This window comes from Clostridium nitrophenolicum, from assembly GCF_055391695.1.
Map to the genome: position 1 here is coordinate 1,183,968 of NZ_AP042469.1, position 25,305 is coordinate 1,209,272.

The window sequence follows — 25,305 nt, forward strand, 5'->3', positions numbered from 1 at the left end:
TTTTTAAGTAGTTATGAATAGCTATTTAAAAATATATAATCTGGGCTTTTATGTTTGGCATATGAAAAGAGGTGAGAAAATGCGAGAAAAAATATTGAGTGTAGGAATAGATATTGGGACATCAACTACACAGTTGGTATTTAGTAACATAACAATTGAAAATACAGCAAGTAGTTTTACTATACCTAGAATTAAGATTGTAGATAAAGAGCTTATTTATAGAAGCAGCATTCACTTTACTCCTCTTACCACACAAACCAAAATTGATGGAAATAAAGTTAAAGAGATTATAGAAATAGAATATAAAAGGGCCGGTGTTACTCCTAATGATGTAAAAACAGGAGCGGTTATTATAACTGGAGAAACTGCTAGAAAAGAAAATGCAAATGAGGTATTACAAAACCTTAGCGGCTTTGCAGGAGATTTTGTTGTAGCAACAGCAGGACCTGATCTTGAATCTATCATTGCAGGTAGAGGAGCAGGAGCAGACAGAGTTTCTGATGAAAAAAATGCTTATGTTGTAAATATTGATATAGGTGGTGGAACATCTAACCTAGCATTATTCAAAAATGGGGAGCTTGTAGATACAGGATGTTTAGATATAGGTGGAAGGCTTATAAAGATTGATAAAGATACTAAGAAAATTTACTATATATATCCTAAAATAAAAAAATTAGCAGAAAGTATAGGTGTCAAAATTGAAGTTGGTGATACTGCTGATATAGATAAAATAAGGGAAATTGCTGGGGCAATGACCAAAATTTTAGAAGAATCTGTTTCAATAAAAGCAAGAACTCCAATATATGAAGAGCTATTAACCAATAAAGGCATTAAAGATGGATATAACATAGAATACATTACTTTTTCTGGTGGGGTAGCTGACTATGTATACAATGAAGATTACTCAGATCCCTTCAAATATGGAGACATAGGAGTAATTTTAGGAGAAGAAATAGCTAAATCAGATTTGGTTAAAAAATTAAAGGTCAAATCTGCTATAGAAACTATTAGAGCTACAGTAGTTGGGGCTGGCTCTCATACTACGGATATAAGCGGCAGCACTATAACCTATACAGATGATGTATTCCCAATAAAAAATTTACCTATATTAAAGTTAGCCGCTGAAGATGAAGCTGGGGGATTTGATTCAATAGAAAGAAGTATAAGAGAAAAGCTTAAATGGTTTAACTTGGAGAATGAAAGTCAGCAAGTGGCTGTGGCAATAAAGGCCTTTAAAAGTCCAAGCTTTGAGGATATTCAAATGCTCGCAAGAGCTTTAATAAATGGAATGACTGAACTCTTAAAAAAGGGATACCCAATTTTTATTATTGTTGAAAACGATATAGCGAAAGTTCTAGGACAAACCATATATCGTCAGTTAAATAAGAGCAGCACTGTAGTTTGCATCGACAGTATAAAAGTTGAAAATGGTGATTACATTGATATTGGGAAACCATTAGTTAATGGAAAAGTTGTTCCAGTAGTAATAAAAACACTAGTATTTAATTCTTAATTTTAATAAAGGAGTGAATAGCGTGATACTAAAAACAAAATTATTTGGCAAAGTATATCAATTTAAAGATGTTAAAGAAGTATTAGCAAAGGCTAATGAAGAAAAGTCAGGGGATAATTTAGCTGGAATTGGGGCTGAAAATGCTCAAGAAAGGGTTGCTGCTAAAGTTGTACTAAGCAATTTAACTGTTGCAGATTTAAGAAACAATCCAGTAGTTCCATATGAAATGGATGAAGTTACAAGAATAATTCAGGATGCTGTAAATGAAAAAATCTATGGTGAAATAAAAAACTGGACAATCTCCGAACTTAGAGAGTGGATCTTAAATGAAAAAACTACAGGCGCAGATATAAGAAGAATAAGCAGAGGATTAACAAGTGAAGTTATCGCTGGAGTTGCTAAATTAATGTCTAACCTAGACTTAGTTTATGGAGCTAGCAAAATTAAAGTTACAGCTCATGCTAACACAACTATTGGAGAAGTAGGAAGGTTATCTGCAAGATTGCAACCAAATCACCCAACAGATGATGTAGATGGAATTTTAGCGTCATTATTAGAAGGTTTAACTTATGGTATAGGTGATGCTGTTATAGGATTAAATCCAGTTGATGACACTGTAGGAAGTGTATCAAAAGTTTTAAAGAAATTTGAAGAAATAAAACAAAAATATGAAATACCAACTCAAAATTGTGTGCTTGCTCATGTAACTACACAAATGGAAGCAATAAAACAAGGTGCACCTACAGACTTAATATTCCAAAGTATAGCAGGTTCTGAAAAAGGAAATGCAGCTTTCGGAATCACTGGAGATTTAATTGAAGAAGCAAGACAGCTTGCATTAACTCAAGGTACAGCAGCAGGTCCAAATGTTATGTACTTTGAAACAGGACAAGGATCAGAGTTATCTTCAGATGCACATCATGGTGCTGACCAGGTTACTATGGAAGCAAGATGCTATGGTTTTGCTAAGAAGTATCAACCATTTATAGTAAATACCGTTGTTGGATTTATAGGACCAGAGTATTTATATGATAACAAACAGGTTATTAGAGCAGGCCTTGAAGATCACTTCATGGGTAAATTAACAGGACTTCCAATGGGCTGTGATGCTTGTTATACAAATCATATGAAGGCAGATCAAAATGATATAGAAAACTTAGCAATATTACTTGGTACTGCAGGATGTACTTATTTTATGGGAATTCCTCATGGTGATGACATAATGCTTAACTATCAATGTACGGGTTTCCACGAAACTGCTGCATTAAGAGAACTTTTAGGCAAGAGACCAATAGCTGAGTTTGAAGCATGGCTTGAGAAGTGGGGCTTCATGGAAAATGGAAGATTAACAGGAAAAGCAGGCGATGGATCTGTATTTCTTAAGAAATAAGAGGGGGTAGAAGAATGTTTTCAGAAAATGATTTAAAGAAACTAGTAGAACAAGTTTTAGTAGAAATGACAACAAAACAAGAAGTAACTACTGCTTCAGAAAATAATATAGAAAAAAATACTACAGTTGATACAAATGGAATGATTCCAGATATAACTGAGATTGATATAAAAACTACTCTTTTAGTTGATGATCCAACTGACAGAGAAGGATATTTAAAAATGAAAAAACATACTCCAGCAAGAATTGGCATTGGTAGAACTGGAGCAAGATACAAAACTGAGACAATGCTTAGATTTAGAGCAGACCATGCATCAGCTCAAGATTCAGTTTTTACAGATGTTAATGAAAATATATTAAAAGAAATGAACTTAGCAACAGTTCAAACTAATTGTACTTCTAAAGATGAGTTTATCACAAGACCAGACCTTGGAAGACAAATATCTAAAGAAGAATTAGCTAAATTAAGCTCTTTTAAGAAAAATCCACAAGTTCAAGTATATGTATCAGATGGATTAAGTTCAAAAGCTATAGAAGCTAATGTAAAAGATATTCTACCAGCTTTAATGCAAGGTTTAGAAGGATATGGAATAACAGCTGGAACACCATTCTACGTAAAATTTGGAAGAGTTGGAGCTATGGATGTTATTTCTGAGGAACTAGGTTCTGATGTAACCTGTGTATTAATAGGAGAAAGACCAGGTCTTGTTACAGCAGAAAGTATGAGCGCTTATATAACATATAAGGGAACAGTTGGAATGCCTGAATCAAGAAGAACTGTTGTATCAAATATTCATAAAGGTGGTACACCTTCTGTTGAAGCAGGTGCATACATTGCAGATATCATTAAATTAATGCTTGAGAAAAAAGCAAGTGGATTAGATTTAAAACTATAATTTAGGGGGAATAAGCAAATGAAAAACGATCAACTTCGTCCAACGGTATTAAGTGTTAAAATAATTCCTAATGTTAATGCTGATATGGTAAAGCAATTAGAGTTAAAGCCAGAACACAAAAGTATAGGTATCATTACTGCAGACTGTGATGATGTAACATACACAGCTTTAGATGAGGCTACAAAAGAAGCAGATGTTGAAGTAGTGTATGGAAGATCATTATATGGTGGAGCAGCAAATGCAAACACCAAACTTGCTGGAGAAGTTATTGGAATAATTGCAGGTCCAAGTCCAGCAGAAGTTAGAAGTGGATTAAATGCAGCAGTAGATTTTATAGAAAGTGGAGTTGCTACTTTCTATAGTGCAAATGACGACGATAGTATAGCTTACTATGCACAGTGTATATCAAGAACTGGATCATACCTTTCTAAAACAGCTGGAATTGAAGAAGGAGAAGCTTTAGCATACTTAATAGCGCCACCAATGGAAGCTATATATGGATTAGATGCAGCAATGAAAGCTGCAGCTGTTGAACTTAAAGCTTTCTTTGGACCACCATCAGAAACAAACTTTGGTGGAGGATTATTAACAGGAAGCCAATCAGCATGTAAAGCAGCATGTGATGCCTTTGCAGCGGCAGTTAAGTTTGTAGCAGAAAACCCTACTGATTATTAATACTAGGTAATATATATGAAGCAATCCACACTAGGATTAATTGAAACTTATGGTTTTATCGGAGCTGTTGAAGCTCTTGATGTAGCCGCAAAAGCTGCAAATGTTGAACTGGTAAGCTGTGAATTTGTTAAAGGCGGTATTGTCACCATAATAATTACTGGTGAAGTAGCTTCTGTTAAGGCATCAGTTGAAGCTGCTGCCATAGCAGTAGAAAGACTAGGAGTACTTCGCAGTACTCATGTTATAGCTAGGGCTTATGACGAAGTACGGGACATACTTCAAGATGTAAAAAGTCCTGACCTAGTTAAAGAAGATGAGGTAAATGAAACTGGGGTAGGCTTAACTGAAATAGATTTAGATGAGCTAGAGAGAGCTGAAATAGACTTAACTGAAATAGAAGAAGATAGTATGAATGAAACTGAAGTAAACTTAGCTGAAAGAGAAGAAGATAAGATAAGTGAAACTGAAGTAAATTCAACTGAAATAGATTTAAGTGAAGAATTTAAAGATAAAACAGAATTACTAAATAGTAATGATGAAACAATAAAAGAAGAATTTGAAGAAGAAAAAAATAGTGAAGAAGTAACGGATGAAAAGATTAAAGAGAATGCTAAAATCTATACAACACGTGAAGAGCTTGAAGGTATGAAAGTAACCGAACTTAGAACTATAGCAAGAGGACTTCAAAATATACCTTTAACTAAAAAACAAATTAAGTTTTCTAAGAAAGAGCAACTTATTGAAGAAATACTTAAGAACAATAGGAGGCAAGATAAGTGACAAGTTTAGATAAAGATTTAATGTCAATACAAGAAACTAGAAACCTTATTATGAGTGCTAAAAAAGCCCAAGAAATATATAAAACTTTTTCACAAGAGAAAGTTGATGTAATTGTTAAAGCTGTTGCTGAAGCTGTTGAGAAGGAAGCAAGTAGACTTGCTAAGATGGCTTTTGAAGAAACAGGCTTTGGAAAATGGGAAGATAAAATAGTTAAAAATACTTTTGCTAGTAAAGTAGTCTATGAAAAAATAAAGAATATGAAAACTGTAGGAATAATTAGAGAAGAAAAGGTTGGTAAATACTTTGAAGTAGCCGTTCCTGTGGGAGTGGTTGCAGCATTAATTCCTTCAACTAACCCAACATCAACTACTATATATAAGACTTTAATTTCTCTAAAATCAGGAAATGGAATAGTAGTTTCACCTCACCCAAATGCAAAAAACTGTATCATTGAAACTGCCAATATATTAAAAGAGGCAGCAGTTAATGCAGGAGCACCAGAGGGACTAATAGGATGTATAACTATACCATCTCTAGATGCTACTAATATATTAATGAAGCATAAAGATACAGCATTAATTCTTGCAACTGGTGGAGAAGCTATGGTTAAAGCTGCTTACAGCTCAGGGACTCCAGCTATAGGAGTAGGACCAGGAAATGGACCTGCATTTATAGACAAGTCCGCAAATGTTTCCTTAGCAGTTAAGAGAATTTTAGACAGTAAAACCTTTGATAATGGAGTAATTTGTGCTTCAGAGCAATCAATAGTAGTTGAAAGCTCAATGAAAAAAATTGTTATAAATGAACTTAAAAAGCAAGGAGCATACTTCTTAAATGAAGAAGAATCGCAAAAGCTAGGAAACTTTATTTTAAGAGCTAATGGAACAATGAACCCACAAATAGTTGGTAAAAGTGTTGAAACATTAGCTTCAATGGCTAAATTAAATGTTCCAAAGGGAGCTAGGGTTTTAATATCAGAGCAAACTACAGTTGGCAAAAACAACCCATATTCTAGAGAAAAACTTACTCCAATATTGGCATTCTATACTGTAGAGAGTGTAGAGGATGGAATTAAGCTTTGCACAGAAATATTGATGAATGAAGGAAAAGGTCATACATTAGTAATTCATAGCGAAGATGAGAATATAGTTAGAGAGTTTGGACTTAGAATTCCAGTTTCAAGATTGTTAGTTAATACACCAGGAGCATTAGGCGGAATTGGTGCCTCAACTAATCTTGTGCCAGCACTTACATTAGGCTGTGGTGCAGTAGGAGGAAGTTCAACTTCAGATAATATAGGACCTATGAATTTATTAAATATAAAAAGAGTAGCTTATGGTGTTAAAGAGCTTGAAGAACTAAAGGGAAGTGAAGTTGTACAACCTACAGCTCAAATTCCTGAAGAGTATCTAGAGTTTATCATTAGCAAAGTAGTTGAAAAATTAGCATTAATTAATAAATAAAACAAATATAAAAAATAATTATAGTGTAAATTTGAGGAGGATAATAAAATGGCAAATTTAAATGCATTAGGAATGATCGAAACTAAAGGATTAGTAGGAGCAATTGAAGCAGCAGACGCAATGGTTAAAGCTGCAAATGTAACATTAATAGGAAAAGAGCAAGTTGGTGGTGGATTAGTTACTGTAATGGTAAGAGGAGATGTTGGTGCTGTTAAAGCTGCTACAGATGCAGGAGCTGCTGCTGCTGAAAGAGTTGGAGAATTAATATCTGTACATGTTATTCCAAGACCACACGGTGAAGTTGAAGTTATACTTCCTAAAACTGATTTATAATCAATAAAAATTTAGAATTGTTAAAGACTTGTAGTGCAATTTAATATTCTCATTTTGCACTACAAGTTCAATTATATCAAATACATCTTTAAAGGATGTGAGAGTGTGAGTGTTTTAACGGAAAGCACATTAAGAAATAAACTGAGAAATACAAGTGTAACTGAGTATGAAGTAGAAAAAGGGGTAATTGTTACTCCATCAGCAAGGCAATATTTACAAGATAAAAACATTAAGTTAGTTTACAAAGATGAAAAATCTAAAGAAGTAAATAATCAGAATATTCAAAGTGAAGTTAAGGCTTTTACACCTAAATATATACATGTGAATGGTGGAGTTTTTGAAAAGAAGCCGGAGCATATGACACAGCTTAAAGATAATAAGCTAGTAGCTAAAGACCATAAAAGGATTATATTTAGAGGTAAAATAGATAGTCTTCAAAGTAAAATATTAGAAGTTCAAGTTCAGTGTAAAAATATCAATGAAATTAAGGTATTAAAGGAACTTGAAGAAGTGCTAGGTTATGTAAGAAAGATACTAGAAGCAGAAGTCCTAGAAAAAGAATTTAATTTAGATACTTTAATTGGATTAAGCAGTGATGAATTAAGAGCCTACTCACATAACCCTAAAAAGCATCTAAATACAGAGCATATATTTTACCCAAGTATTGATATGGGACCAATAGTTATTTGGCTTAATGCTTTAAGAGCTGTAAGTAGAGAAGTAGAAATTTCTGCATATCAAGCTTTTAAAAATGAAGAAAATGAGTCAACTAGAGAAGATATAGCTTTGGCATTGAACAGATTAAGTAGTTGTTTTTATATAATGATGTGTAAGTATATGGCTGGTAAGTACAAGTAAGAGGTGAAATTTAGTGAATACAATGGAAGAAAGTCTTAATTATATAGTAAATGAAGTAGTAAAAAGATTACAAAGTGAAGAGGAAGGTATATTAGTTGAAGCTTCAGGACGTCATGTTCATCTTTCAAAGGAGTCTGTAGAGATATTATTTGGAAAGGGATATAAGTTAACTAAAAAAAGAGAATTATCCCAACCAGGACAATATCTATGTGATGAAAAGGTTATGATTATAGGACCTAAGGGAACTATACAAAATATTTCAGTTTTAGGACCAGAAAGAGAAGAAACTCAAATAGAACTATCAAAAACTGATGCTGTATCAATAGGAATAAAAGCACCAGTTAAAATGTCCGGCGATATTGAAAATAGTGGGTCCGTAATTATAGCTACTCAAAATGCAGTCATAAAGCTTGATAAGGGAGTAATAGTTGCTAAAAGACATATACATATAACTCCTGAAGATGCTAAAAAATATGGAGTTTCAAACAATGAAGAAGTTAGTGTAAAAGTTATTGGAGAAAGAGGAGTAATTTTTACTAATGTAGCGGTAAGGGTCAGCGACAAGTTTGAAACAGTAGTGCATTTAGATTATGATGAAGCAAATGCTTGCGGATTTGTTAAAGGGATGAAGGCTACCATAATTAAATAGAAAGGACAAGGCTATGAAAAATTTCAATAAAGTAGATGAGCTTATACTAGCGGTGGAAAAAACTATAAATAATCCTGTAAAAGTTAATAGAAACTCAGATTTGTTTGTAGGTGTAGATCTTGGTACTGCTTATATAGTAGTTGTTGTTTTGGATAAAGATAAAAAACCAATAGCCTGCGAAATGGAGTTTGCTCAAGTTGTAAGGGATGGACTGGTAGTTGATTATATAGGAGCTACAAACATTGTTAGAAAGCTTAAGGCGAATATTGAAAGAAAACTAGGAGTTGAACTTACTAAAGCAGCTATAGCTATTCCACCTGGTACAGATGAAAGGGATGTAAAGACTCATAACTATGTAGTAGAGGGAGCCGGCATGGAAGTAGTAGCAGTCTTAGATGAACCTACTGCAGCAAATGCAGTGCTTGGAATTGAAAATGGTGTTGTAGTAGATGTAGGTGGAGGAACCACAGGCCTTTCTATAATTAAAGATGGTGAAGTTGTATATACTGCGGATGAAGCTACAGGAGGAACCCAGTTATCTCTTGTAGTTGCAGGTGCCTATGGAATACCTTTTGAAGAGGGAGAGAAGCGTAAAAAAGATCCTAAATATTATAATGAAGTTTTTCCTATGGTAACTCCTGTAGTGCAAAAGATTGCATCTATTATAAAATCCCATGTAAAAGGATTTAATGTAGATAAAATTTACTTAGTTGGAGGAACTTGTTGTCTAAAAAATATTGAACAAATAATAAAGAAAGAAACAGGTATAGATACAATTAAGCCTGCTAATCCATTTTTAGTTACTCCAGTAGGAATAGCAATTAATTGCTGTAAAAATTAATTGCGTAAGTAAAAGGGGAAGGTAGTATGAACAATGAACAATTAGTTGAGATTATAACAAAAGAAGTTATAAATAAACTAAAAACTATGTTGATGGATAAAAACATGGCTGCTAAAAAAAGAGTTTTGGTATTAGAACCTAAAGAAACTTTATGCAGTGAGTTAACTCTATCACTAGAAAAAAACAATTATATAGTAGATTGCATAGATAATATGGGAGATTTAAGTTCCTATGAAGGTATAATTCTCCAAAATATAAAAAATGGTGAGCTTGCAAATTTAGCTCATGGCATAGAAGGTTCAATTAAAGAAAAAGTAGCTATTCAAGCTATATTTAATGGAAATAAGTTATATTTAATGAAAAAAGGTGTAGAGTATAGAAAGTTTGAAGGAACCTCTAATAGATTATTCTTTAATATGTTTAAGGAATATGAAGATAAACTAATGTCCTATGGTATAGAGTTTGTTGGACTAAAAGAACTAATAGAATCTCTTAATAATAAACCTATTTATTTAGAGGAACCTACCTGCAAAACTTCAGTAAAAAATAATATTGAGACAACAGAGGTTAAAGAGAATAAAGAAACTTATATAGATTTAACCAACAAAAAACTAGTATCTGAAGTTGAATTAAGAACTATCTTTAACCAGGGAATTAAAGAAGTGCTAGTTTCTAAAAAATCTATAATTACTCCGTTAGCTGCGGACTTTGCCAGAGTTAATAGACTTAAAATAAACAAAGGATAAGAAATATAGGAGAAGGAAGGATAGAATAATGATAGTTGGAGAAGTGATAGGTAACTTATGGGCTACAAGGAAAGATGAAAATCTTAGTGGGTTTAAGTTTTTAGTAGTTAGGGTATTAGACTATAAAGGGGAAAAAACTGATAAAATGATAGTTGCAGTAGATAGTGTTGGAGCAGGAATTAGCGATCAAGTGCTAATTGCATCTGGAAGTTCTGCTAGAGTAACTTTAGGGGACAGAAAAGCACCAGTAGATGCAACTATTGTTGGTATTGTTGATTCACTAGAACTACAAGATTAAACTATAATTCCATCTCCTAAGGCATATGAAAGAAAATAATAAGTTAAAGATGCCTAATATAGATATTGTAAAAAATTTAATATGAAAAGAGGATAGACCATATGAGTATAAATGAAATTATAATATATATCATGGTAATATTCATGGTAATAGGTGTAATAGATAAGATTCTGGGAAACAAATTTGGATACGGTGAAAAGTTTGAAGAAGGAGTTATGGCTATGGGATCCTTAACTCTTGCCATGGTCGGAATTATATCACTTTCACCAGTTTTAGCTAATGTTTTAAAACCAATAGTAGTTCCAGTATACACAGCACTAGGTGCAGATCCATCAATGTTTGCAACTACATTGCTTGCATGTGATATGGGCGGATACCAGTTAGCGCAGCAACTTGCAGTAGACCCAAGTATAGCTCCTTTTGCAGGGTTAATATTAGGTGGAATGATGGGACCTACAATAGTATTTACCATTCCAGTAGCTCTTGGAATAATAGAAAAAAAAGATCAGAAATATTTAGCTAAGGGAGTTTTAGCTGGAATGATTACAATCCCAATAGGATGCTTTGTAGGTGGATTGGTAGCAGGATTATCACCAATAGTTATATTAAAAAACCTAACTCCAATTATTATATTCGCAATATTAATAGCACTAGGATTGAAATTTGCACAAGAAAAAATGATAAAGGGATTTACCTATTTCGGAAAATTTGTTACCGCTATTATAACAGTTGGACTTGCAGCAATAATTATTGAAACACTTACTGGAATAGTTGTTATCCCAGGAATGGCTCCAATTAGCACAGGAATCAAAATTGTTGGAGATATAACAATAGTTCTTGCAGGAGCATATCCACTAGTTCACTTTATAACAAAAGTATTCTCAAAACCATTAATGAAGCTTGGTTCATTGCTAGGTATGGGGGAAGTAGCGGCAGCAGGTATGATAGCTACACTTGCTAATAATATTCCGATGTTTGGAATGATGAAAGATATGGATGAAAGAGGAAAAATCATAAACGTTGCTTTTGCAGTAAGTGCTGCCTTTGTATTTGGAGATCACTTAGGCTTTGCAGCAGGGGTTAACAGAGACATGATAACAGCAATGATAGTTGGTAAATTAGTTGGAGGAGCTACAGCAATAGTAGTAGCTTGTCTTATTGCACCTAAAGCAGCAACAGCTAAATTAGACAATTTATCTGCTGAAAGTAACGCTTAAACTTAATATAAAACTAATTATATATAAAAATTGAAGATTATATAAGAAGGAGAGATAATAATGGAAAATATAAATGCACAAGTAATTGAAGAAATAATAAGAAAAATTATAAATGAAAAGTTAGGACAAACTACTCCAGAGTTTGAAAAACATAGAGATCCTAGTGGGATTATGTCTATTAAAACAAGTACTGTAAAACCAGAAAAGTTTGATACAGGGAAAGAAGGAGACAAAGTTTTATTAAAAGATGTTTTAACACTTGAAGAAAGTCCAAGACTTGGCTGTGGAATAATGGAGATGGAAGAAACAAGCTTTGCATGGACCCTAAAATATGACGAAGTAGATTATATAATAGACGGAACATTAGAAATAGACATAGATGGAAGAAAAGTTGTGGGAAACAAAGGGGATATAATTTTCATTCCTAAAAATTCATCAATTCATTTTACAGTTCCAAATTATGCTAGGTTTATGTATGTAACTTATCCAGCGAACTGGGCAGAGACAGAATAAAACTAATAAATAAAAACTCATAATTAAGTTAATATGATGAGTTCAGATTGAATACTAACCCCTATGTTTTAAAACATAAGGGTTAGCTTTTTATTTTTTTAATATTAAATAATTCTAGTGTTTTAAAAATCAAAACGCTCTATAACCACATTCATGATTCCGCCGCATACCATGCCTGCTTCTTCTGCAACATCCCCTGTCATATCTATTTTTTCAGTTTGATATGCAATGTTGTTTCTAAGCATATAACGAGCAGTATTTATTACTTCACCTTCGCTGCAGCCACCACCAATGCTCCCTAAAATTTCACCCTGAGAACCTATAAGCATTTTTGCTCCTTCTTTTCTTGGTACAGAGCCCTTAGTAGAAACAATTGTGATCACTGCTTTTGATGTATTTTCTTCTTTGCTGAGTTTTGTTAATACATCTCTGTCAAACTCAGGCCAATTGGTTTTCGAGGTTTTCATAAGTCCTGTGCTTCTGTCAACAAGTCTTCTATATTGAATAACTTGAGATATAATGGAAAAGGCTATTTCCTCAGGCGTAACTGCGCCTATATCAAGACCTATAGGGGCATTAACTTTATTTAGTTTTTCCTCAGAATAGCCTTCAATTAGCAATTGTTCCATAACACCTCTAACACGGCGCTTTGAACCAATCATTCCAACATAGGAAGTATTGTACTTCAAGGTTTGTCTAAGACAATCCATGTCATGTCTATGGCCTCTAGTTACAATAACAACAAAGGAAGACTCATTTAAGTTAATGAGATCAAAGCACTTTTCAAAGCTTTCACAAATTACATTTTCAGCATGAGGAAACCTCTGTTTATTTGCAAAGGATGGTCTGTCATCAATAACAGTAACTGAAAATCCTGCTTTAGCACCGAATTCAACTAGAGGCTTAGCGATATGCCCACCGCCTAAAATTATCAAATTAGGTTCAGGAAAATAGGGTTCAATTAAATATGTTTTTTCCTCAGAAACTTTAATAAATTGAAGATTACCAGTTTCTAAGGCATATTTAGCTTTTTCATAGATTATTTCATCAAAATTAGATGTTTTACTATATTCAAGTAAACTTTCTTGTGTAAAAAGAATTTTGTTTTGAGAAGAGTTTATATCATTGTGACTGTTATCTAAGATCGTAACTACAACTGCTCTTTTCCCAGCATTAATTTCCTCCAGCAAGCTTTTATAGATATTTGTTTTCATATTATTTTTCCCCCGTTAAACTTTAATAGTTAAATTATACTACTGATTAATTTGGAAATTTTCATAGGACCTTATTTTTATAAATTATTTAGTCCTTTCATTTGAGACTCAAACCATGAAATGACGGACTCTTTTTCTTTATTTATTGGAGCAATTTGATCCCATAAGTCTTCAAAATAGTTTTTAAAAGTGTTTACTATATTAGGCTCAGAAATTGATACGCAGGATTTATTGATAGTCTTTTTGCTTCTATCAGAATAATTAGTAAGTATAACATTTGAATCCTTTATCATACATGAAAAATTACTTAAGGTTCTTAGGTTAGAACTATTTAATAATCCAATGTTGTAGTTATCATATTTTTTTAACATATATATAATATTTTCAAAAAGTTTAAGTATATCAGAAGGCTCAATTTGAGTTAAAGGACTTTTGCTGATTTTAACAAGATTTTCAATAGAACTTTTTGAATATATGTCAAGAAACTTGTAATTTTTAATTTGCTTTTCGAAAGCTTTTTTCATTCTTTTATATTGGTAATCTCTTTTAAAAATATTATTATCGGACATTTTTTCTTTAGTTGAGAATGAAAACTTTTCTATAAGTTCTAATGGAATTATTATATAATTTAAGCAGAAATTAAAGGTGAATCTGTCACCACTTAACTCCTCGCAATTTGCAATTTCAGTTAATAAGCCTATATTTTGTTCAGTATATCTATTAGTTATCAAAGGTTTGGTGTAATTAATACAAAGATCAAGGGCACCTTTTAAAGCTCTTGATGCTTGTTCATCTCTAATAAGAAAAGCACAATCAATTCTATCGGCATTACCACTGCACAGACATACTAAGATACCAATTGAAGGAATCATAATAAATTCTCTAAGCTTTATTATAGAGTCATATTTATTTAAATAATAGGGATGATATTTTTTAGACATTATGTTTACTAGAAATTCATTTATTATTTTCATATTTCTATTTATATTTTCATTTATGTTCATAAGTTTATTAATAGACCAACCCTTTGCTTGTGCCTCTAATAGAGCATTATGCCATTCAAGATGTGTACTTTCAAAGTTAGAAAATGAGTCTAATTCAGTTAGAAATGTTATTAAAATAGATTCCTTTATGTAATCAGGTTTCTTAGGAAGAGATTTTAAAAGGTTTATTCCAGCATTCATTACATTACCGTGACCTATTATCATTTCAAAATTGCTAATATATCCAGTCTCAGTAAAAGCCTTTGGTTGTAAATATGCAGATTTGTTATCTATCATATGGCTTGGATAACAAATATTTTCATTATGGCTAGTATTTACACCGAAGTTTGGATTTATCATGTGATTGATATTAGAAGTTCTTATATTGTTATTTTTAACTTGTACATTCTTTGAACTTTGTAGGGACGAAATCAGAAGAATGTATATGTATTCTTTCATATTGTTAGAGTATTCTATACTAATTGGTAAATTAAACTTACTTGCAATATCTATAATACTTGTTTTTTGATAGTCATTGAGAATTTTACTGGAAAAGCAATCTGCAATCGCCTTCAAATGATTAGATTCATGGGATACTTTTCTTTTACCTGTCTTCCATCTACTTATTAAAGAAGGGTCTACATTAATAGCTTTAGCTAATTTATTACTACTAATATCCAAAATACTAAGTAATGTAGAGATACACATACTAAAATCCCAACTATTTTGCATAAAATCACCTTTACGAATTATTTTGTAAGAGAAAAACGTTTTTTTTTAATTATAAAGGAAAGTTATATATATATCAACTAAATGTAATTTGACCAATTGACTTGCAAAAAGTCAATGACACTTTATTGCCGTTTAACACTTATTTATTGAATTGAAAAATTTTGCAATTTATAATTTAAAATAAAAGAATAAGTCGAAATATAAGAATGTAAAAATAATAAAACCAAAAGTTATGCGGAAAAAATAGACTTGAGGAGCTGATTATATAATATGATGACGAAAACAGAAGTAAAAACATTTAAAATGATTGCCGAAATGCAGATTGATCAAATCTCAGGAGGTGCTATATATTTCTTGGCAGAAGGAGATACAATTGTTTGGAGTTTAGCTTCCCATAATTTTAGGATTAAGGCACTTGAAGTTGGACAAAAACTTAATGCTCAAAGTTGTACATTAAAGGCTATTAATGAAGAAAAAATATTAACAATGAAAATTCCAAGATCAGTATATGGTACACGTATAATTGCTACTTCTATGCCTGTAGTAGACGAAGCAGGGGTAGTTACCGGTGCTGTCACAATAGTATATCCAAGGCTGCATCCAGTTGCCTCTGCATTTGATGAGTTCGCACCTATTCTTTCTGGAATGTTTCCAGAGGGTGTTTTATTATATGTTACCGATTTACATAAAATAATAAACAGACAAGCTTCAGAGAAGTTTGATATTCCAAATATTACAGTTGGATATGGGCTAAAAGAAAGTGATATTGCAGTAAAAACTATAAAAAATAAGAATATTTCAGTTGAAGAAGTTGATGCAAGTCGATATGGAGTGCCAGTATTAATTTTGAACCATCCGATGTTTGATGAAGACAATGCAGATGTGGTTGTTGGAACTTTTGGGATGGTTATACCAAAGGGTGTTGCTTTTCAATTGAGAGAAATGTCAAATAACGTAGACGATAGTTTAGGAGGGGTGTCTGCAGCGATCGAAGAGTTAGCCTCTTCTGCAGCTCAAATTCACAGTAATGAGCGAGAACTTAACACTGCTTTAAAAGAAGTAAATAAGTTTTCTGATGAGATAAATACGGTCTTAACATTTATTAGAGAAATTGCTGAAAAAACCAATATGTTAGGCTTAAATGCTGCTATTGAAGCTGCTAGGGCTGGAGATTCAGGTAGGGGATTCTCAGTAGTTGCAAATGAAATAAGGAAGCTGTCAAGTCAAATAAAAAGTTCTGTGCCTAAGATTAAAAATTTAACAGAAAACATAAAAAATAAAGTAGATGATACTAGCCAAATAAGTGAAATTACCCTTCAGGCAAGTGAAGAGCAATCTGCTGCGACGGAAGAAATTACTGCAAGTATTGAGGAAATCAGCAGTCTAACAGAGGAGTTAAATAAAATCTCACAAAAACTTTAGTTATAAGATATATCTATTTTTTAAATTAATTCAGTTGTCATAAGTACTTGCGGAACAAAGGACTATAAATATATCCAGTTCTGTAGGTTAACCTTCGGAGTTGTAACTCTATAATTTAGTAACATATTGTTACAAAGTAGAGCTTTAAAACTGTAACAAAATTATACAATTTTTATGAATAAACTTTATACTAAACTTTACATGAGCAGATGAATTTAAAAGTTCATCTGCTTATTTTATTGGTAATTTTACATTGATTATAAGATTGGCATAATAGTTGCTCTTATTTACCATTGAAAAGTTTCAACTTTATAAAAGGGGGTATTACTTATGAAATTTAATGCTATTCAATGTTTCCTTATAGTAATGGGTTTTTTGCTAATAGGGGAGATTATTTCTATTAAAACAAAAGCTTATGTACCATCGGTTTTTGTTTCTGCAGTGTTGTTCTTATTAGGTTTTTGGACCTTTGTACCTAAAGATGTTGTTGCTCAAGCATCCTTTGGAGCAAACTTTGTGCAGGTTTGTATGAGTTTACTTCTTGTTCATCTTGGAACATTGATGAGTCTCAAAAAGCTTATAGAACAGTGGAAAGCAGTAGCCGTTGCAGTACTTGGTATATGCGGTACAGTTTTTATGACCATGACTGTAGGAAGAATATTTTTTGACTGGCATACGGTAGTAGCAGCAACGCCGCCATTAACTGGAGGAATTGTAGCAGCTTTATTAATGTCAGAGGGTTTAAAAGCTAAAGGAATTACTGCATTAGTAGCTCTTCCAATTGCAATGTTTATAACTCACAGTTTTTTTGGTTACCCACTTACTTCCTGGTGTCTAAAAAGAGAAGGTAGAAGAGTGTTAGATAACTTTAGAAAGAATGGGCCAGATGAAAAGGAATTGAAAAGTAGTCAAGCTTTAGAAACTGAGAATGCAGAAAATATAAAGAAAAAATTGATTCCACCTTTACCAGAAGAATATCAGTCTCCAGCAATAATATTATTTAAAGTCATGATTGTAGGTATTTTGGCAAGCTTTGTATCAAACCTTACAGGAGGCGCTGTTAACCAGTACATTATATGCTTAGTTTTTGGTGTGATATTTTGTGAAATTGGATTTCTTGAAGAAACTGCGCTTGTTAAAGCGGGAGCATTTAATTGGCTTATCTCCGGTCTTTTAGCATACGTTTTCTCAGGACTTTCTGGTGTGGGACCAAGTCAATTAGCAAAAATATTAATTCCTATTATTAGTTTAATAATCTTAGGCATTTTTGGTATGTTTATAATGTCTATGATAGTTGGTAAATTCTTGGGATTTACAAAAGAGATGGGCTTTGCCTGTGCACTTACCTCTCTTTTTGGATTCCCTGCAGATTATATTATAACTCATGAGGTTTGTAAGTCTGTAAGTAACACTGAAGAAGAAAGACTTTATTTGGTGGATATTCTTCTTCCGAGAATGTTGGTAGGGGGATTTGCAACTGTATCAATAGCATCTGTTATAATAGCAAGCATATTCTTGAAGTTACTATAATTTAAGTTAGGAGTGTTAAAAATGAGTGTTAATATATTAGAAAAAGCTAAGGAAGTACAGGATTATGTGGTTGAACTTAGAAGAGATTTTCATAGACATCCAGAGCCATCTTTTAAAGAGTATAGAACCTCACAAAGAGTGAAAGAAGAGCTTTCAAAAATAGGGATTAAAGTAGAAAGCCTAGGGGAAAGTGGTGTGGTAGGAATATTAGAAGGTAATACAAAAGGAAAGGTTATAGCATTAAGGGCAGATATGGATGCTCTTTCCATAACAGAGGAGACAGGATTGCCATTTTCTTCAGAAAACCCAGGATTCATGCATGCCTGCGGACACGATTGTCATACTGCAATGCTTTTAGGAGCAGCAAAGGTTTTATCTGGAATGAAAGATAGTTTAAAAGGCACAGTTAAGTTTATTTTTCAATCAGCTGAAGAAGTCGCTGCTGGTGCAAAAAAAATCATAGAAGAAGGTGCCTTAAAAAATCCAGATGTGGATTTCATTTTTGGCATGCACATCTGGGCAGATACTCCTATTGGAAAGGTAATACTTCAAGAAGGTCCTTTAATGGCCTCTGGCGACATATGGGATCTTGAAATTAAAGGAAAATCAAGCCATGGTTCAGCACCGTGGCAGGGGGTAGACTCAATTGTATGTGCTGCTTCAGTAATTAATGGCATCCAAACTATAGTCAGCAGAGTAAATGATGTAAGATTTCCAATAGTAATAAATATAGGTACAATACAGGGAGGAGAGAGGTTTAATGTAACTCCGGGCTCTACAAAAATAGAAGGAATGAATAGAGCTTTCAGCTCTTACTGCAGAAAAAATATGCCAGTATGGATTGAAAAAGTAGTAAAAAATATATGCACTGCCTATGGGTGTGATTATGAGTTTAATTATAATTTCATTTGCGGCGTAACTATTAATGATGATGAAGCCACTAAGTTTACTAAAAAATCTATTGCAAAGATAGTTGGAGAAGATGGTTTTATAGCAACTGAAAAAATAATGGGTTCTGAAGACTTTTCAGAATATCTTGAAGCTGTGCCAGGTGCTTTGATGCTTCTAGGAGGGAAAAATGATGAAAAAGGCTGCTGCTACTCACACCATTCAAATTATTTTGATGTAGATGAGGATGCTCTACCAATAGGGGTAGCGGCCTATGTTCAGGTGAGCATTGACTACCTCACATAAGGAATTATAGGGTTAAAAGGCCGAAGGTTAACTTTCGGCCAAGTAATCCTATTTGAAATTTATTTCTTTTAACTTTCTATATAGAGTCATTCTAGGTATGCCTAAGACCTCTGCAGTTTTGGATTTATTAAAGTTGTTTTTTATTAGAGTATTTATTATAAGTTCCATTTCTGTTTTGAAAACACTGTTTTTTAATGAGCTGAAGCTTTTGGTTTTAATGAGTTGATGCATATTAATACCTACTATTTCATGGTTACTATTTAATATGTTTTTAGGTATACTATCCACTTTAATTGAATGTTCTTTAGAAACAATCAGCATTCTCTCTACAACATTTTTTAATTCTCTTACATTTCCAGGCCATTTGTATAAACATAATGTTTTTATAACATCTTCAGTGAATTCACCATATATGCCGTATTTTTTATAAAAATTATTTATAAATCTATCAATTAAAAGAGATATGTCTGAAGATCTTTCTCTCAGAGGAGGTATTTCTAAGTTTAAAACATTAAGTCTATAGAATAAGTCTTTTCTAAAAGTGCCAGCATTAACTTTTTCTTGAAGGTTGCAGTTTGTAGCTGCGACTACTCTTATATCTAAATTTATAATTTTATTACTTCCAACTCTCTCTATTTCTTTTTCCTGTAGAATTCTAAGCAGTTTTACTTGCATCTTAAGTGGTAAATCTCCTATTTCATCTAAAAAAATTGTACCTGTATTGGCTAATTCAAATTTCCCCACTCTGCCATTTTTTGAAGCTCCAGTAAAAGAACCTTCCTCATGTCCAAAGAGTTCAGACTCTATTAGACTTTCTGGTATTGCTCCACAATTTATGCTTATAAAAGGATTACTATTTCTTTTGCTGTGGTTATGAATAGAATGAGCAAAAAGTTCTTTTCCAACACCGCTTTCACCAGTTATTAAGACAGTTAAGTCTGTTTCAGCGAAAGACTTTGCTTGCTCTTTACAGTTATTTAAGCAATTAGAATTTGATAGTATATTCTCAAAGGTATATTTAGCTTTATATACTTGAGAGATAGCAGATTGGTTATCCTTATAAGATTTTAAGTTTTTTATTAGATTATTTTCCGTTATTAATCTATAAATATAATTTAAATCTCCTATAATAGTTATACTAATGCCACCAATTATTTTATTATTAAAATGAAGAGGAATCCTATGTACGATTATCTCTCTACTTTGAAATTTGTGTTTTATACCAATTTCAGCTTTTCCTGTTTTTAAGATAACAGGAAACCTAGCATTAGGATCTACCTCACCTACAAATTTACCCTTTTCATTTTCAAGTTTAAGGTTGAAACAGTCCTTAAAGGAAGTATTAAAAGTTACAACTTTACATTCCGAATTAACGAGACATATTGGTACTGGTATTTGGTTGAAAATTATATCATTTATTTTTATAAAAAATTTATCTATTTTTTCAGAAGTTATTTTTTTAAATGTTCCCAATAATATCACCTTATTTCTAAATTTATAAATTTAACTAAGTCTAAGAGTTACTTGATAGAATTATACTAAGAGATTGTTAATAATATACTTCAAAAATTAATTATTTCTAAAATATATAAGGGGAAAACTAGAATTGTTTAAAAATTAATAGTTCATTAGATAAATAGCGACATGATTTTTTAAATTTAATATATATGTGAAAAGATAGGCATAAGAATAAAAGTATCACCAATATAATAGCATTCATATAATGATGTGGGAAAAAACAGATTGAAAATAGTACTATTTGAATAAAAATCCTTTTACCTCAAGTAATATAAGATAATTAAATATACGTAGATAACACATTTTCATAAATTTTGGTATAATATTTCTATGCATTAAGCAGACATCCCAAATTTAAAAAATTAAATAGAGGTATGAAATGAATTATAATATTTCAAATACTGTGATTGAAAATATAAATAATTTCATTGAAAAAAAACTTGGATTATATTTTTCTAAAGAAAGATTTAAAGATTTAATAAGAGGCGTATCTTGTGCTGCAAAACAAAAGAATATTGTCTTAGAGAAGTATATTGATTTGATACTTGAAAATAAAATGTCTGAAGAGGATATTAAAATTTTAGCTTCATGCCTAACTATTGGAGAAACTTATTTTTTTAGAGATAAAAGTTTATTTGAAATAATGAAGCAAAAAATACTAACGGACATAATTAATAGTAGAAAGAACTTTAGTAAGAGTTTAAAGATCTGGAGTGCAGGCTGTTCTTCCGGTGAGGAAGCATATTCAATAGCCATATTAGCTAAAGAGCTTATCCCAGAGTATGAAAATTGGGATATAAATATAATTGCTACAGATATAAACTATAAATCTCTTGATAAGGCTAAGGAAGGTATATATGGAGAATGGTCCTTCAGAGGGGTGGACTCAAACTTAAAAAATAAGTATTTTGATAAGGTTGAAAATACACGGTACAAGCTCAAAGACAGCATAATGAAATTGGTAAAGTTTTATAGCTTGAACTTAGCAGACTCGAACTACATAGTAGATGGCAAAATTATAAACAATGTTGATATTGTATTTTGCAGAAATGTTCTTATGTATTTCAGCAGACCTCAAATTAATCAAATAATAAACCGGTTTTATAATATTATTATAAATGGAGGGTGGTTAGTTGTAGCTCCTACTGAAAGTATGTTTGTCAATGATACTGTTTTTAAAACCGTTAACATTAATAATATGTTTTTATTTAACAAAAATATAGGACAAGATAATTCAGTTAGAATTCAGGATAATCACAGCAGGTTAGAAAGCTTTTCAATAGAAAAGGAAATTAAAAAAAACTTTGTACATAATTCTCTCTATAATAATGATGAACTAAAAAGTCCATCTGATTCTTTTATTATAGAAGAAAAAAGCTCAAATAAATTACTTGGCAAAGAGGCATGTATCATAGAAGACTTCGAATTATTATGTCGTTCTTCTGCAAATGAAGGTAATTTTGAAGAGGCTCTTAAATGGTGCGAAAAAGCTATTTCATCAGATAGAATAAATCCCTATTATTATTACCTTCTTGCAAGTATTCAGCAAGAGCAGGGAAATATTAATGAAGCAATCACATCTTTAAAGAAAGCAGTCTATTTAGATTCAGATTTTATTATGGCTTATTTTAATCTAGGTAATCTAAAATTAAAACAGGGCAAATATAAAGAGTCATATAAAAATTTTGAAAATGCAGTTATGCTTCTTAATAAGTTAAGTGAAGAAGATATAGTGCCATATTCTGAAGAGATGACAGCGGGAATGTTAAAACAAATTATTAGTAATATAGAGCTTCAGGGAGAATTTATATGAATAGATATGATAGTGAAGAGATGATCGAAAACATAGAGATTATTGAGTTTTTACTAAATAATGATAAATCCAGTGAAAAGTATGCAATTGAAGTTTTATATGTAAGTGAAGTACATTCTGTGAAAAATGTTACTATGCTTCCCTGTACTCCAGCCTTTATAATAGGTATCATAAATTTTAGAGGAAAAATAATATCTGTAGTAGATATTAGAAACTTCTTAGGATTTTCAGCAGAACTCATTGATGCAGAGAATGTAAGTAAGGTTATCGTGGTAAAATTAAATGATATAGAGATTGGTATAGCAGCAGATGCTATCTTAGGCTGTAATAAAATTTGTACATCAGAAATACAGAAAAATGCTTTACCATCAATAAATTTTAAAAGTAACCATCTTAAAGGAGTAACAAAGGAAAGAAGCATCCTTTTAGATATTAAAAATATACTGATGGACGAGAATATCATTGTTAATGAAGAAGTGGTTTAATAGTTTAAGGAGGTTAAAGTCCTAAATGGACTTTAACGGATGATTTTGCTAGGTAAAAGTTCTAAATGAACTTTTACGGGTAACTTGTGAGCGGGAGCGAAAATCTTAAATTATCCAGTGCCCGAAGGGAAACAAGCAAAATTAACCAGTGTAACCACTAAAAGGAGGATATATAAATATGAAAAAATTAAGTTGGTTTAAAGGTTTAAGAGGAAAGCTAACTATATATTTTTTAATACTTTCTATTATACCATCTATAACTATAGGTGGATTAAGTTATCTTAATTCAAAAAAATCCTTAGAGAAAGATGCACAGTCCCAATTAGCCTTTGTAAGAGATTCAAAAAAAATGGAAATAGAAGACTACTTAAAATCTGGTTTAAATAGAATTTCATACATGGTACAAGAACCAATAACTATAGAGGCTATGGCGGAGTTTAGCCATACAACAGAACTTGGAAGCAGTACATATAATAGCATATATCAAAAATATAATGCTACATTTACTAATTTCGTTAGTAAATTAGAGAATGGTGATATACTTCTTGCAGATGCTAAAACCGGTACTGTGCTGTATTCCACACTTAAGGAAAGTGATTATGGTACAAGCTTAATAACTGGCCCTTACAAGAATACAAATGCTGCAAAGGCTTTTGAAGCAGCTAAAAATAGTAATGATAAAAATTTTGCTACTATCACAGATTATGAACTTTATGCTCCTTCAAATAATAAGCCAACGGCATTTATAGCGGCACCAATTTTTAAAGGAGATGAAAAAGTTGGTATTCTTATTTTTAAGCTAGGCACAAGTAAAATAGACCAAATTGTTTCTAATAATAATAAGTGGGAATCATTAAACCTTGGACAAAGTGGAGAAGTAGTTTTAATTGGACAAGACTATAAAGTAAGAAACAATACTAGATTTTTAAGTGACGAGAAAGACGAAAAGATAAAGGCAGCTAAGAATACAACTCTATTGAAAGAAATAAGAACAACAGGAGTGGAAGACGTACTGAAAGGTAATACAAATATTAATACCTATACAGATTACCATAATATAAAATCTATTGTTGCATATGCACCATTAAATGTGGGCAATTTGAAATGGGGTATATTAGTTAAGATAAATTACGATGAAGCATTTCAATCAGTAAATAAATTACAGAACCTAATGTCAATTATCTTAGCAGCCACAATAATTACTATAATAGCTTTTTCTATTATTTTATCATCACATATTGCAGTGCCTATGATAAAAATGTCAAAGGCTGCGGAGCAGATAGCTAAAGGAGATTTGACAGTAGAGCTTCCTAAAGGAAAACGTTCAGATGAAATAGGAATTTTAATGAATTCTACTAACCATATGCTTCATGGGCTTAGAGAGCAGACAAAGGAAATTATCAATGTTGTAAATGTACTTTCATCCTCTGTAAGCGAAATCACAGTTTCACTTACTCAAGTAACTTCAGGAGCTGCAGAAACCTCTTCAGCTGTTAGTGAAACAACAGCAACTGTTGAGGAAGTTAAACAAACTGTATATTTATCAAGCGAGAAAACTAAAAATGTTTCAAGCTGTGCAAAACAATCTCTTGAAGTGTCTAAATCAGGAAGTAAAGCAACAGAAGATACTTTAGATGGAATGAAGGTTATTAACAATCAGATGCAGGAGATTGCAGATAGCATAATAGCATTAAGTGAACAGACTCAAAACATAAGTGAGCTTATAGAAAGCGTTGACAATATATCGGAACAATCAAATATTCTTGCTGTAAATGCCTCAATAGAAGCAGCTAAAGCAGGAGATATGGGTAAAGGATTCTCAATAGTAGCTCAGGAAATTAAAAACCTGGCAGAGCAGTCAAAGCAGGGCACAAAACAAGTAAGAAACATATTAAAGGATATACAAAAGGCTACGAATACAGCAGTAATGACAACAGAAAAAGGAATAAAATTAGTAGATATGGGAATGGAACAAGCGAATGAAGCGGGCAACGCTATACATAAGCTTATGGAAAATATAAATTTATCTGCTCAAGCTGCTATTCAAATAGAAGCTTCCAGCCAGCAGCAGTTAGTTGGCATGGACCAAGTGGCAATTGCTATGGAAGGTATAAACCAAGCCAGTATTCAAAATGTTGATAGTATGAAACAGTTAGAAGAAGCAGCTCGTGGGCTTCAAGAAATGGGATATAGACTTAAGCAGTTAACAGAAAAGTATAAAGTTTAGAGAAAGAGAGGATAG

General features: G+C 32.0%; 23 protein-coding genes. 20 read left to right on the forward strand and 3 right to left on the reverse strand.

What is annotated here, in order from left to right; translation table 11 throughout:
• The first annotated feature begins 79 nt into the window (after positions 1-79).
• From eutA to ACZ5N4_RS05475, 14 genes are all read left to right on the forward strand, one after another.
• Entirely contained in the window at positions 80-1,513 is a 1,434-nt protein-coding gene (eutA, locus tag ACZ5N4_RS05410) for an ethanolamine ammonia-lyase reactivating factor EutA (protein ID WP_464207853.1), read from the forward strand.
• 22 nt (positions 1,514-1,535) lie between these two features.
• Positions 1,536-2,903, forward strand: a complete 1,368-nt coding sequence (locus tag ACZ5N4_RS05415) for an ethanolamine ammonia-lyase subunit EutB (protein ID WP_308041825.1) — start codon at positions 1,536-1,538, stop codon at positions 2,901-2,903.
• A 14-nt stretch (positions 2,904-2,917) separates the two neighbouring features.
• Positions 2,918-3,799: an ethanolamine ammonia-lyase subunit EutC gene (eutC, locus tag ACZ5N4_RS05420; RefSeq protein WP_464207856.1), complete on the forward strand. Its 882-nt coding sequence runs from the start codon at positions 2,918-2,920 to the stop codon at positions 3,797-3,799.
• A gap of 18 nt (positions 3,800-3,817) precedes the next feature.
• Complete coding sequence (eutL, locus tag ACZ5N4_RS05425) at positions 3,818-4,474, forward strand: ethanolamine utilization microcompartment protein EutL (protein WP_464207858.1); 657 nt, start codon at positions 3,818-3,820, stop codon at positions 4,472-4,474.
• A 15-nt stretch (positions 4,475-4,489) separates the two neighbouring features.
• Complete coding sequence (locus ACZ5N4_RS05430) at positions 4,490-5,254, forward strand: BMC domain-containing protein (protein ID WP_464207860.1); 765 nt, start codon at positions 4,490-4,492, stop codon at positions 5,252-5,254.
• A complete protein-coding gene (locus ACZ5N4_RS05435; RefSeq protein WP_464207862.1) occupies positions 5,251-6,717 on the forward strand; it encodes an acetaldehyde dehydrogenase (acetylating) in 1,467 nt (488 codons plus the stop codon). The genes ACZ5N4_RS05430 and ACZ5N4_RS05435 overlap by 4 nt, the downstream gene beginning before the upstream one ends.
• Before the next feature lie 48 nt (positions 6,718-6,765).
• Positions 6,766-7,050, forward strand: coding sequence for an ethanolamine utilization microcompartment protein EutM (gene eutM / locus ACZ5N4_RS05440; RefSeq protein WP_464207863.1), 285 nt, complete (start codon positions 6,766-6,768; stop codon positions 7,048-7,050).
• A gap of 105 nt (positions 7,051-7,155) precedes the next feature.
• On the forward strand, positions 7,156-7,908 hold the full coding sequence (locus ACZ5N4_RS05445) for a cobalamin adenosyltransferase (RefSeq protein ID WP_464207864.1): 753 nt from the start codon (positions 7,156-7,158) through the stop codon (positions 7,906-7,908).
• A gap of 22 nt (positions 7,909-7,930) precedes the next feature.
• On the forward strand, positions 7,931-8,557 hold the full coding sequence (gene eutD / locus ACZ5N4_RS05450) for an ethanolamine utilization phosphate acetyltransferase EutD (protein ID WP_464210840.1): 627 nt from the start codon (positions 7,931-7,933) through the stop codon (positions 8,555-8,557).
• A 13-nt stretch (positions 8,558-8,570) separates the two neighbouring features.
• The gene (gene eutJ, locus ACZ5N4_RS05455; RefSeq protein WP_464207866.1) at positions 8,571-9,398 is read left to right on the forward strand and encodes an ethanolamine utilization protein EutJ; all 828 of its coding nucleotides are present in this window, start codon (positions 8,571-8,573) and stop codon (positions 9,396-9,398) included.
• A 26-nt stretch (positions 9,399-9,424) separates the two neighbouring features.
• A complete protein-coding gene (locus ACZ5N4_RS05460) occupies positions 9,425-10,144 on the forward strand; it encodes a hypothetical protein (RefSeq protein ID WP_464207868.1) in 720 nt (239 codons plus the stop codon).
• A 28-nt stretch (positions 10,145-10,172) separates the two neighbouring features.
• On the forward strand, positions 10,173-10,442 hold the full coding sequence (locus tag ACZ5N4_RS05465; protein WP_464207870.1) for a EutN/CcmL family microcompartment protein: 270 nt from the start codon (positions 10,173-10,175) through the stop codon (positions 10,440-10,442).
• 101 nt (positions 10,443-10,543) lie between these two features.
• The gene (eutH, locus tag ACZ5N4_RS05470) at positions 10,544-11,659 is read left to right on the forward strand and encodes an ethanolamine utilization protein EutH (protein WP_464207872.1); all 1,116 of its coding nucleotides are present in this window, start codon (positions 10,544-10,546) and stop codon (positions 11,657-11,659) included.
• A gap of 60 nt (positions 11,660-11,719) precedes the next feature.
• Positions 11,720-12,172 carry a cupin domain-containing protein gene (locus ACZ5N4_RS05475; RefSeq protein ID WP_464207874.1) on the forward strand — a complete coding sequence of 151 codons (453 nt, stop codon included), beginning with the start codon at positions 11,720-11,722 and terminating at the stop codon, positions 12,170-12,172.
• Positions 12,173-12,294: 122 nt separating this feature from the next.
• Here ACZ5N4_RS05475 and ACZ5N4_RS05480 read toward each other — a convergent pair whose 3' ends face one another.
• Positions 12,295-13,386 (reverse strand): XdhC family protein, encoded by a 1,092-nt coding sequence (locus ACZ5N4_RS05480; protein ID WP_464207876.1) that lies wholly within the window; start codon positions 13,384-13,386, stop codon positions 12,295-12,297.
• 77 nt (positions 13,387-13,463) lie between these two features.
• Positions 13,464-15,101, reverse strand: coding sequence for a hypothetical protein (locus tag ACZ5N4_RS05485; RefSeq protein WP_464207878.1), 1,638 nt, complete (start codon positions 15,099-15,101; stop codon positions 13,464-13,466).
• Positions 15,102-15,371: 270 nt separating this feature from the next.
• Between ACZ5N4_RS05485 and ACZ5N4_RS05490 the strand changes: the two genes are divergently transcribed.
• The 3 genes from ACZ5N4_RS05490 (at position 15,372) to ACZ5N4_RS05500 (ending at position 19,247) form a co-directional block, all read left to right on the forward strand.
• Positions 15,372-16,523, forward strand: a complete 1,152-nt coding sequence (locus ACZ5N4_RS05490; RefSeq protein ID WP_464207880.1) for a methyl-accepting chemotaxis protein — start codon at positions 15,372-15,374, stop codon at positions 16,521-16,523.
• A gap of 330 nt (positions 16,524-16,853) precedes the next feature.
• Positions 16,854-18,053, forward strand: a complete 1,200-nt coding sequence (locus ACZ5N4_RS05495; RefSeq protein WP_464207882.1) for a hypothetical protein — start codon at positions 16,854-16,856, stop codon at positions 18,051-18,053.
• Between the two features lie 21 nt (positions 18,054-18,074).
• Positions 18,075-19,247 carry a M20 metallopeptidase family protein gene (locus ACZ5N4_RS05500; RefSeq protein ID WP_464207884.1) on the forward strand — a complete coding sequence of 391 codons (1,173 nt, stop codon included), beginning with the start codon at positions 18,075-18,077 and terminating at the stop codon, positions 19,245-19,247.
• A gap of 48 nt (positions 19,248-19,295) precedes the next feature.
• Here the strand turns inward: ACZ5N4_RS05500 and ACZ5N4_RS05505 are convergent, their stop codons facing one another.
• On the reverse strand, positions 19,296-20,720 hold the full coding sequence (locus tag ACZ5N4_RS05505) for a sigma-54 interaction domain-containing protein (RefSeq protein ID WP_464207886.1): 1,425 nt from the start codon (positions 20,718-20,720) through the stop codon (positions 19,296-19,298).
• 424 nt (positions 20,721-21,144) lie between these two features.
• Between ACZ5N4_RS05505 and ACZ5N4_RS05510 the strand changes: the two genes are divergently transcribed.
• The 3 genes from ACZ5N4_RS05510 (at position 21,145) to ACZ5N4_RS05520 (ending at position 25,290) form a co-directional block, all read left to right on the forward strand.
• Complete coding sequence (locus ACZ5N4_RS05510) at positions 21,145-22,578, forward strand: CheR family methyltransferase (RefSeq protein WP_464207888.1); 1,434 nt, start codon at positions 21,145-21,147, stop codon at positions 22,576-22,578.
• Positions 22,575-23,063: a chemotaxis protein CheW gene (locus ACZ5N4_RS05515; protein ID WP_464207890.1), complete on the forward strand. Its 489-nt coding sequence runs from the start codon at positions 22,575-22,577 to the stop codon at positions 23,061-23,063. Before ACZ5N4_RS05510 ends, ACZ5N4_RS05515 begins: the two co-directional genes overlap by 4 nt.
• 178 nt (positions 23,064-23,241) lie before the next feature.
• On the forward strand, positions 23,242-25,290 hold the full coding sequence (locus tag ACZ5N4_RS05520; RefSeq protein WP_464207892.1) for a methyl-accepting chemotaxis protein: 2,049 nt from the start codon (positions 23,242-23,244) through the stop codon (positions 25,288-25,290).
• Positions 25,291-25,305: the final 15 nt, after the last annotated feature.

Excerpts from the sequence above, each read along its gene's own strand:
- ACZ5N4_RS05495 (WP_464207882.1), top strand. The coding sequence starts at position 16,854 with ATGAAATTTAATGCTATTCAATGTTTCCTTATAGTAATGGGTTTTTTG.
- eutA (WP_464207853.1), top strand. The coding sequence starts at position 80 with ATGCGAGAAAAAATATTGAGTGTAGGAATAGATATTGGGACATCAACT.
- ACZ5N4_RS05490 (WP_464207880.1), top strand. The coding sequence starts at position 15,372 with ATGATGACGAAAACAGAAGTAAAAACATTTAAAATGATTGCCGAAATG.
- ACZ5N4_RS05485 (WP_464207878.1), bottom strand. The coding sequence starts at position 15,101 with ATGCAAAATAGTTGGGATTTTAGTATGTGTATCTCTACATTACTTAGT.
- ACZ5N4_RS05460 (WP_464207868.1), top strand. The coding sequence starts at position 9,425 with ATGAACAATGAACAATTAGTTGAGATTATAACAAAAGAAGTTATAAAT.
- eutC (WP_464207856.1), top strand. The coding sequence starts at position 2,918 with ATGTTTTCAGAAAATGATTTAAAGAAACTAGTAGAACAAGTTTTAGTA.
- ACZ5N4_RS05430 (WP_464207860.1), top strand. The coding sequence starts at position 4,490 with ATGAAGCAATCCACACTAGGATTAATTGAAACTTATGGTTTTATCGGA.
- eutJ (WP_464207866.1), top strand. The coding sequence starts at position 8,571 with ATGAAAAATTTCAATAAAGTAGATGAGCTTATACTAGCGGTGGAAAAA.
- ACZ5N4_RS05500 (WP_464207884.1), top strand. The coding sequence starts at position 18,075 with ATGAGTGTTAATATATTAGAAAAAGCTAAGGAAGTACAGGATTATGTG.
- eutH (WP_464207872.1), top strand. The coding sequence starts at position 10,544 with ATGAGTATAAATGAAATTATAATATATATCATGGTAATATTCATGGTA.
- ACZ5N4_RS05475 (WP_464207874.1), top strand. The coding sequence starts at position 11,720 with ATGGAAAATATAAATGCACAAGTAATTGAAGAAATAATAAGAAAAATT.
- ACZ5N4_RS05520 (WP_464207892.1), top strand. The coding sequence starts at position 23,242 with ATGAAAAAATTAAGTTGGTTTAAAGGTTTAAGAGGAAAGCTAACTATA.
- ACZ5N4_RS05510 (WP_464207888.1), top strand. The coding sequence starts at position 21,145 with ATGAATTATAATATTTCAAATACTGTGATTGAAAATATAAATAATTTC.
- eutL (WP_464207858.1), top strand. The coding sequence starts at position 3,818 with ATGAAAAACGATCAACTTCGTCCAACGGTATTAAGTGTTAAAATAATT.
- ACZ5N4_RS05515 (WP_464207890.1), top strand. The coding sequence starts at position 22,575 with ATGAATAGATATGATAGTGAAGAGATGATCGAAAACATAGAGATTATT.
- eutD (WP_464210840.1), top strand. The coding sequence starts at position 7,931 with ATGGAAGAAAGTCTTAATTATATAGTAAATGAAGTAGTAAAAAGATTA.
- ACZ5N4_RS05465 (WP_464207870.1), top strand. The coding sequence starts at position 10,173 with ATGATAGTTGGAGAAGTGATAGGTAACTTATGGGCTACAAGGAAAGAT.
- ACZ5N4_RS05480 (WP_464207876.1), bottom strand. The coding sequence starts at position 13,386 with ATGAAAACAAATATCTATAAAAGCTTGCTGGAGGAAATTAATGCTGGG.
- eutM (WP_464207863.1), top strand. The coding sequence starts at position 6,766 with ATGGCAAATTTAAATGCATTAGGAATGATCGAAACTAAAGGATTAGTA.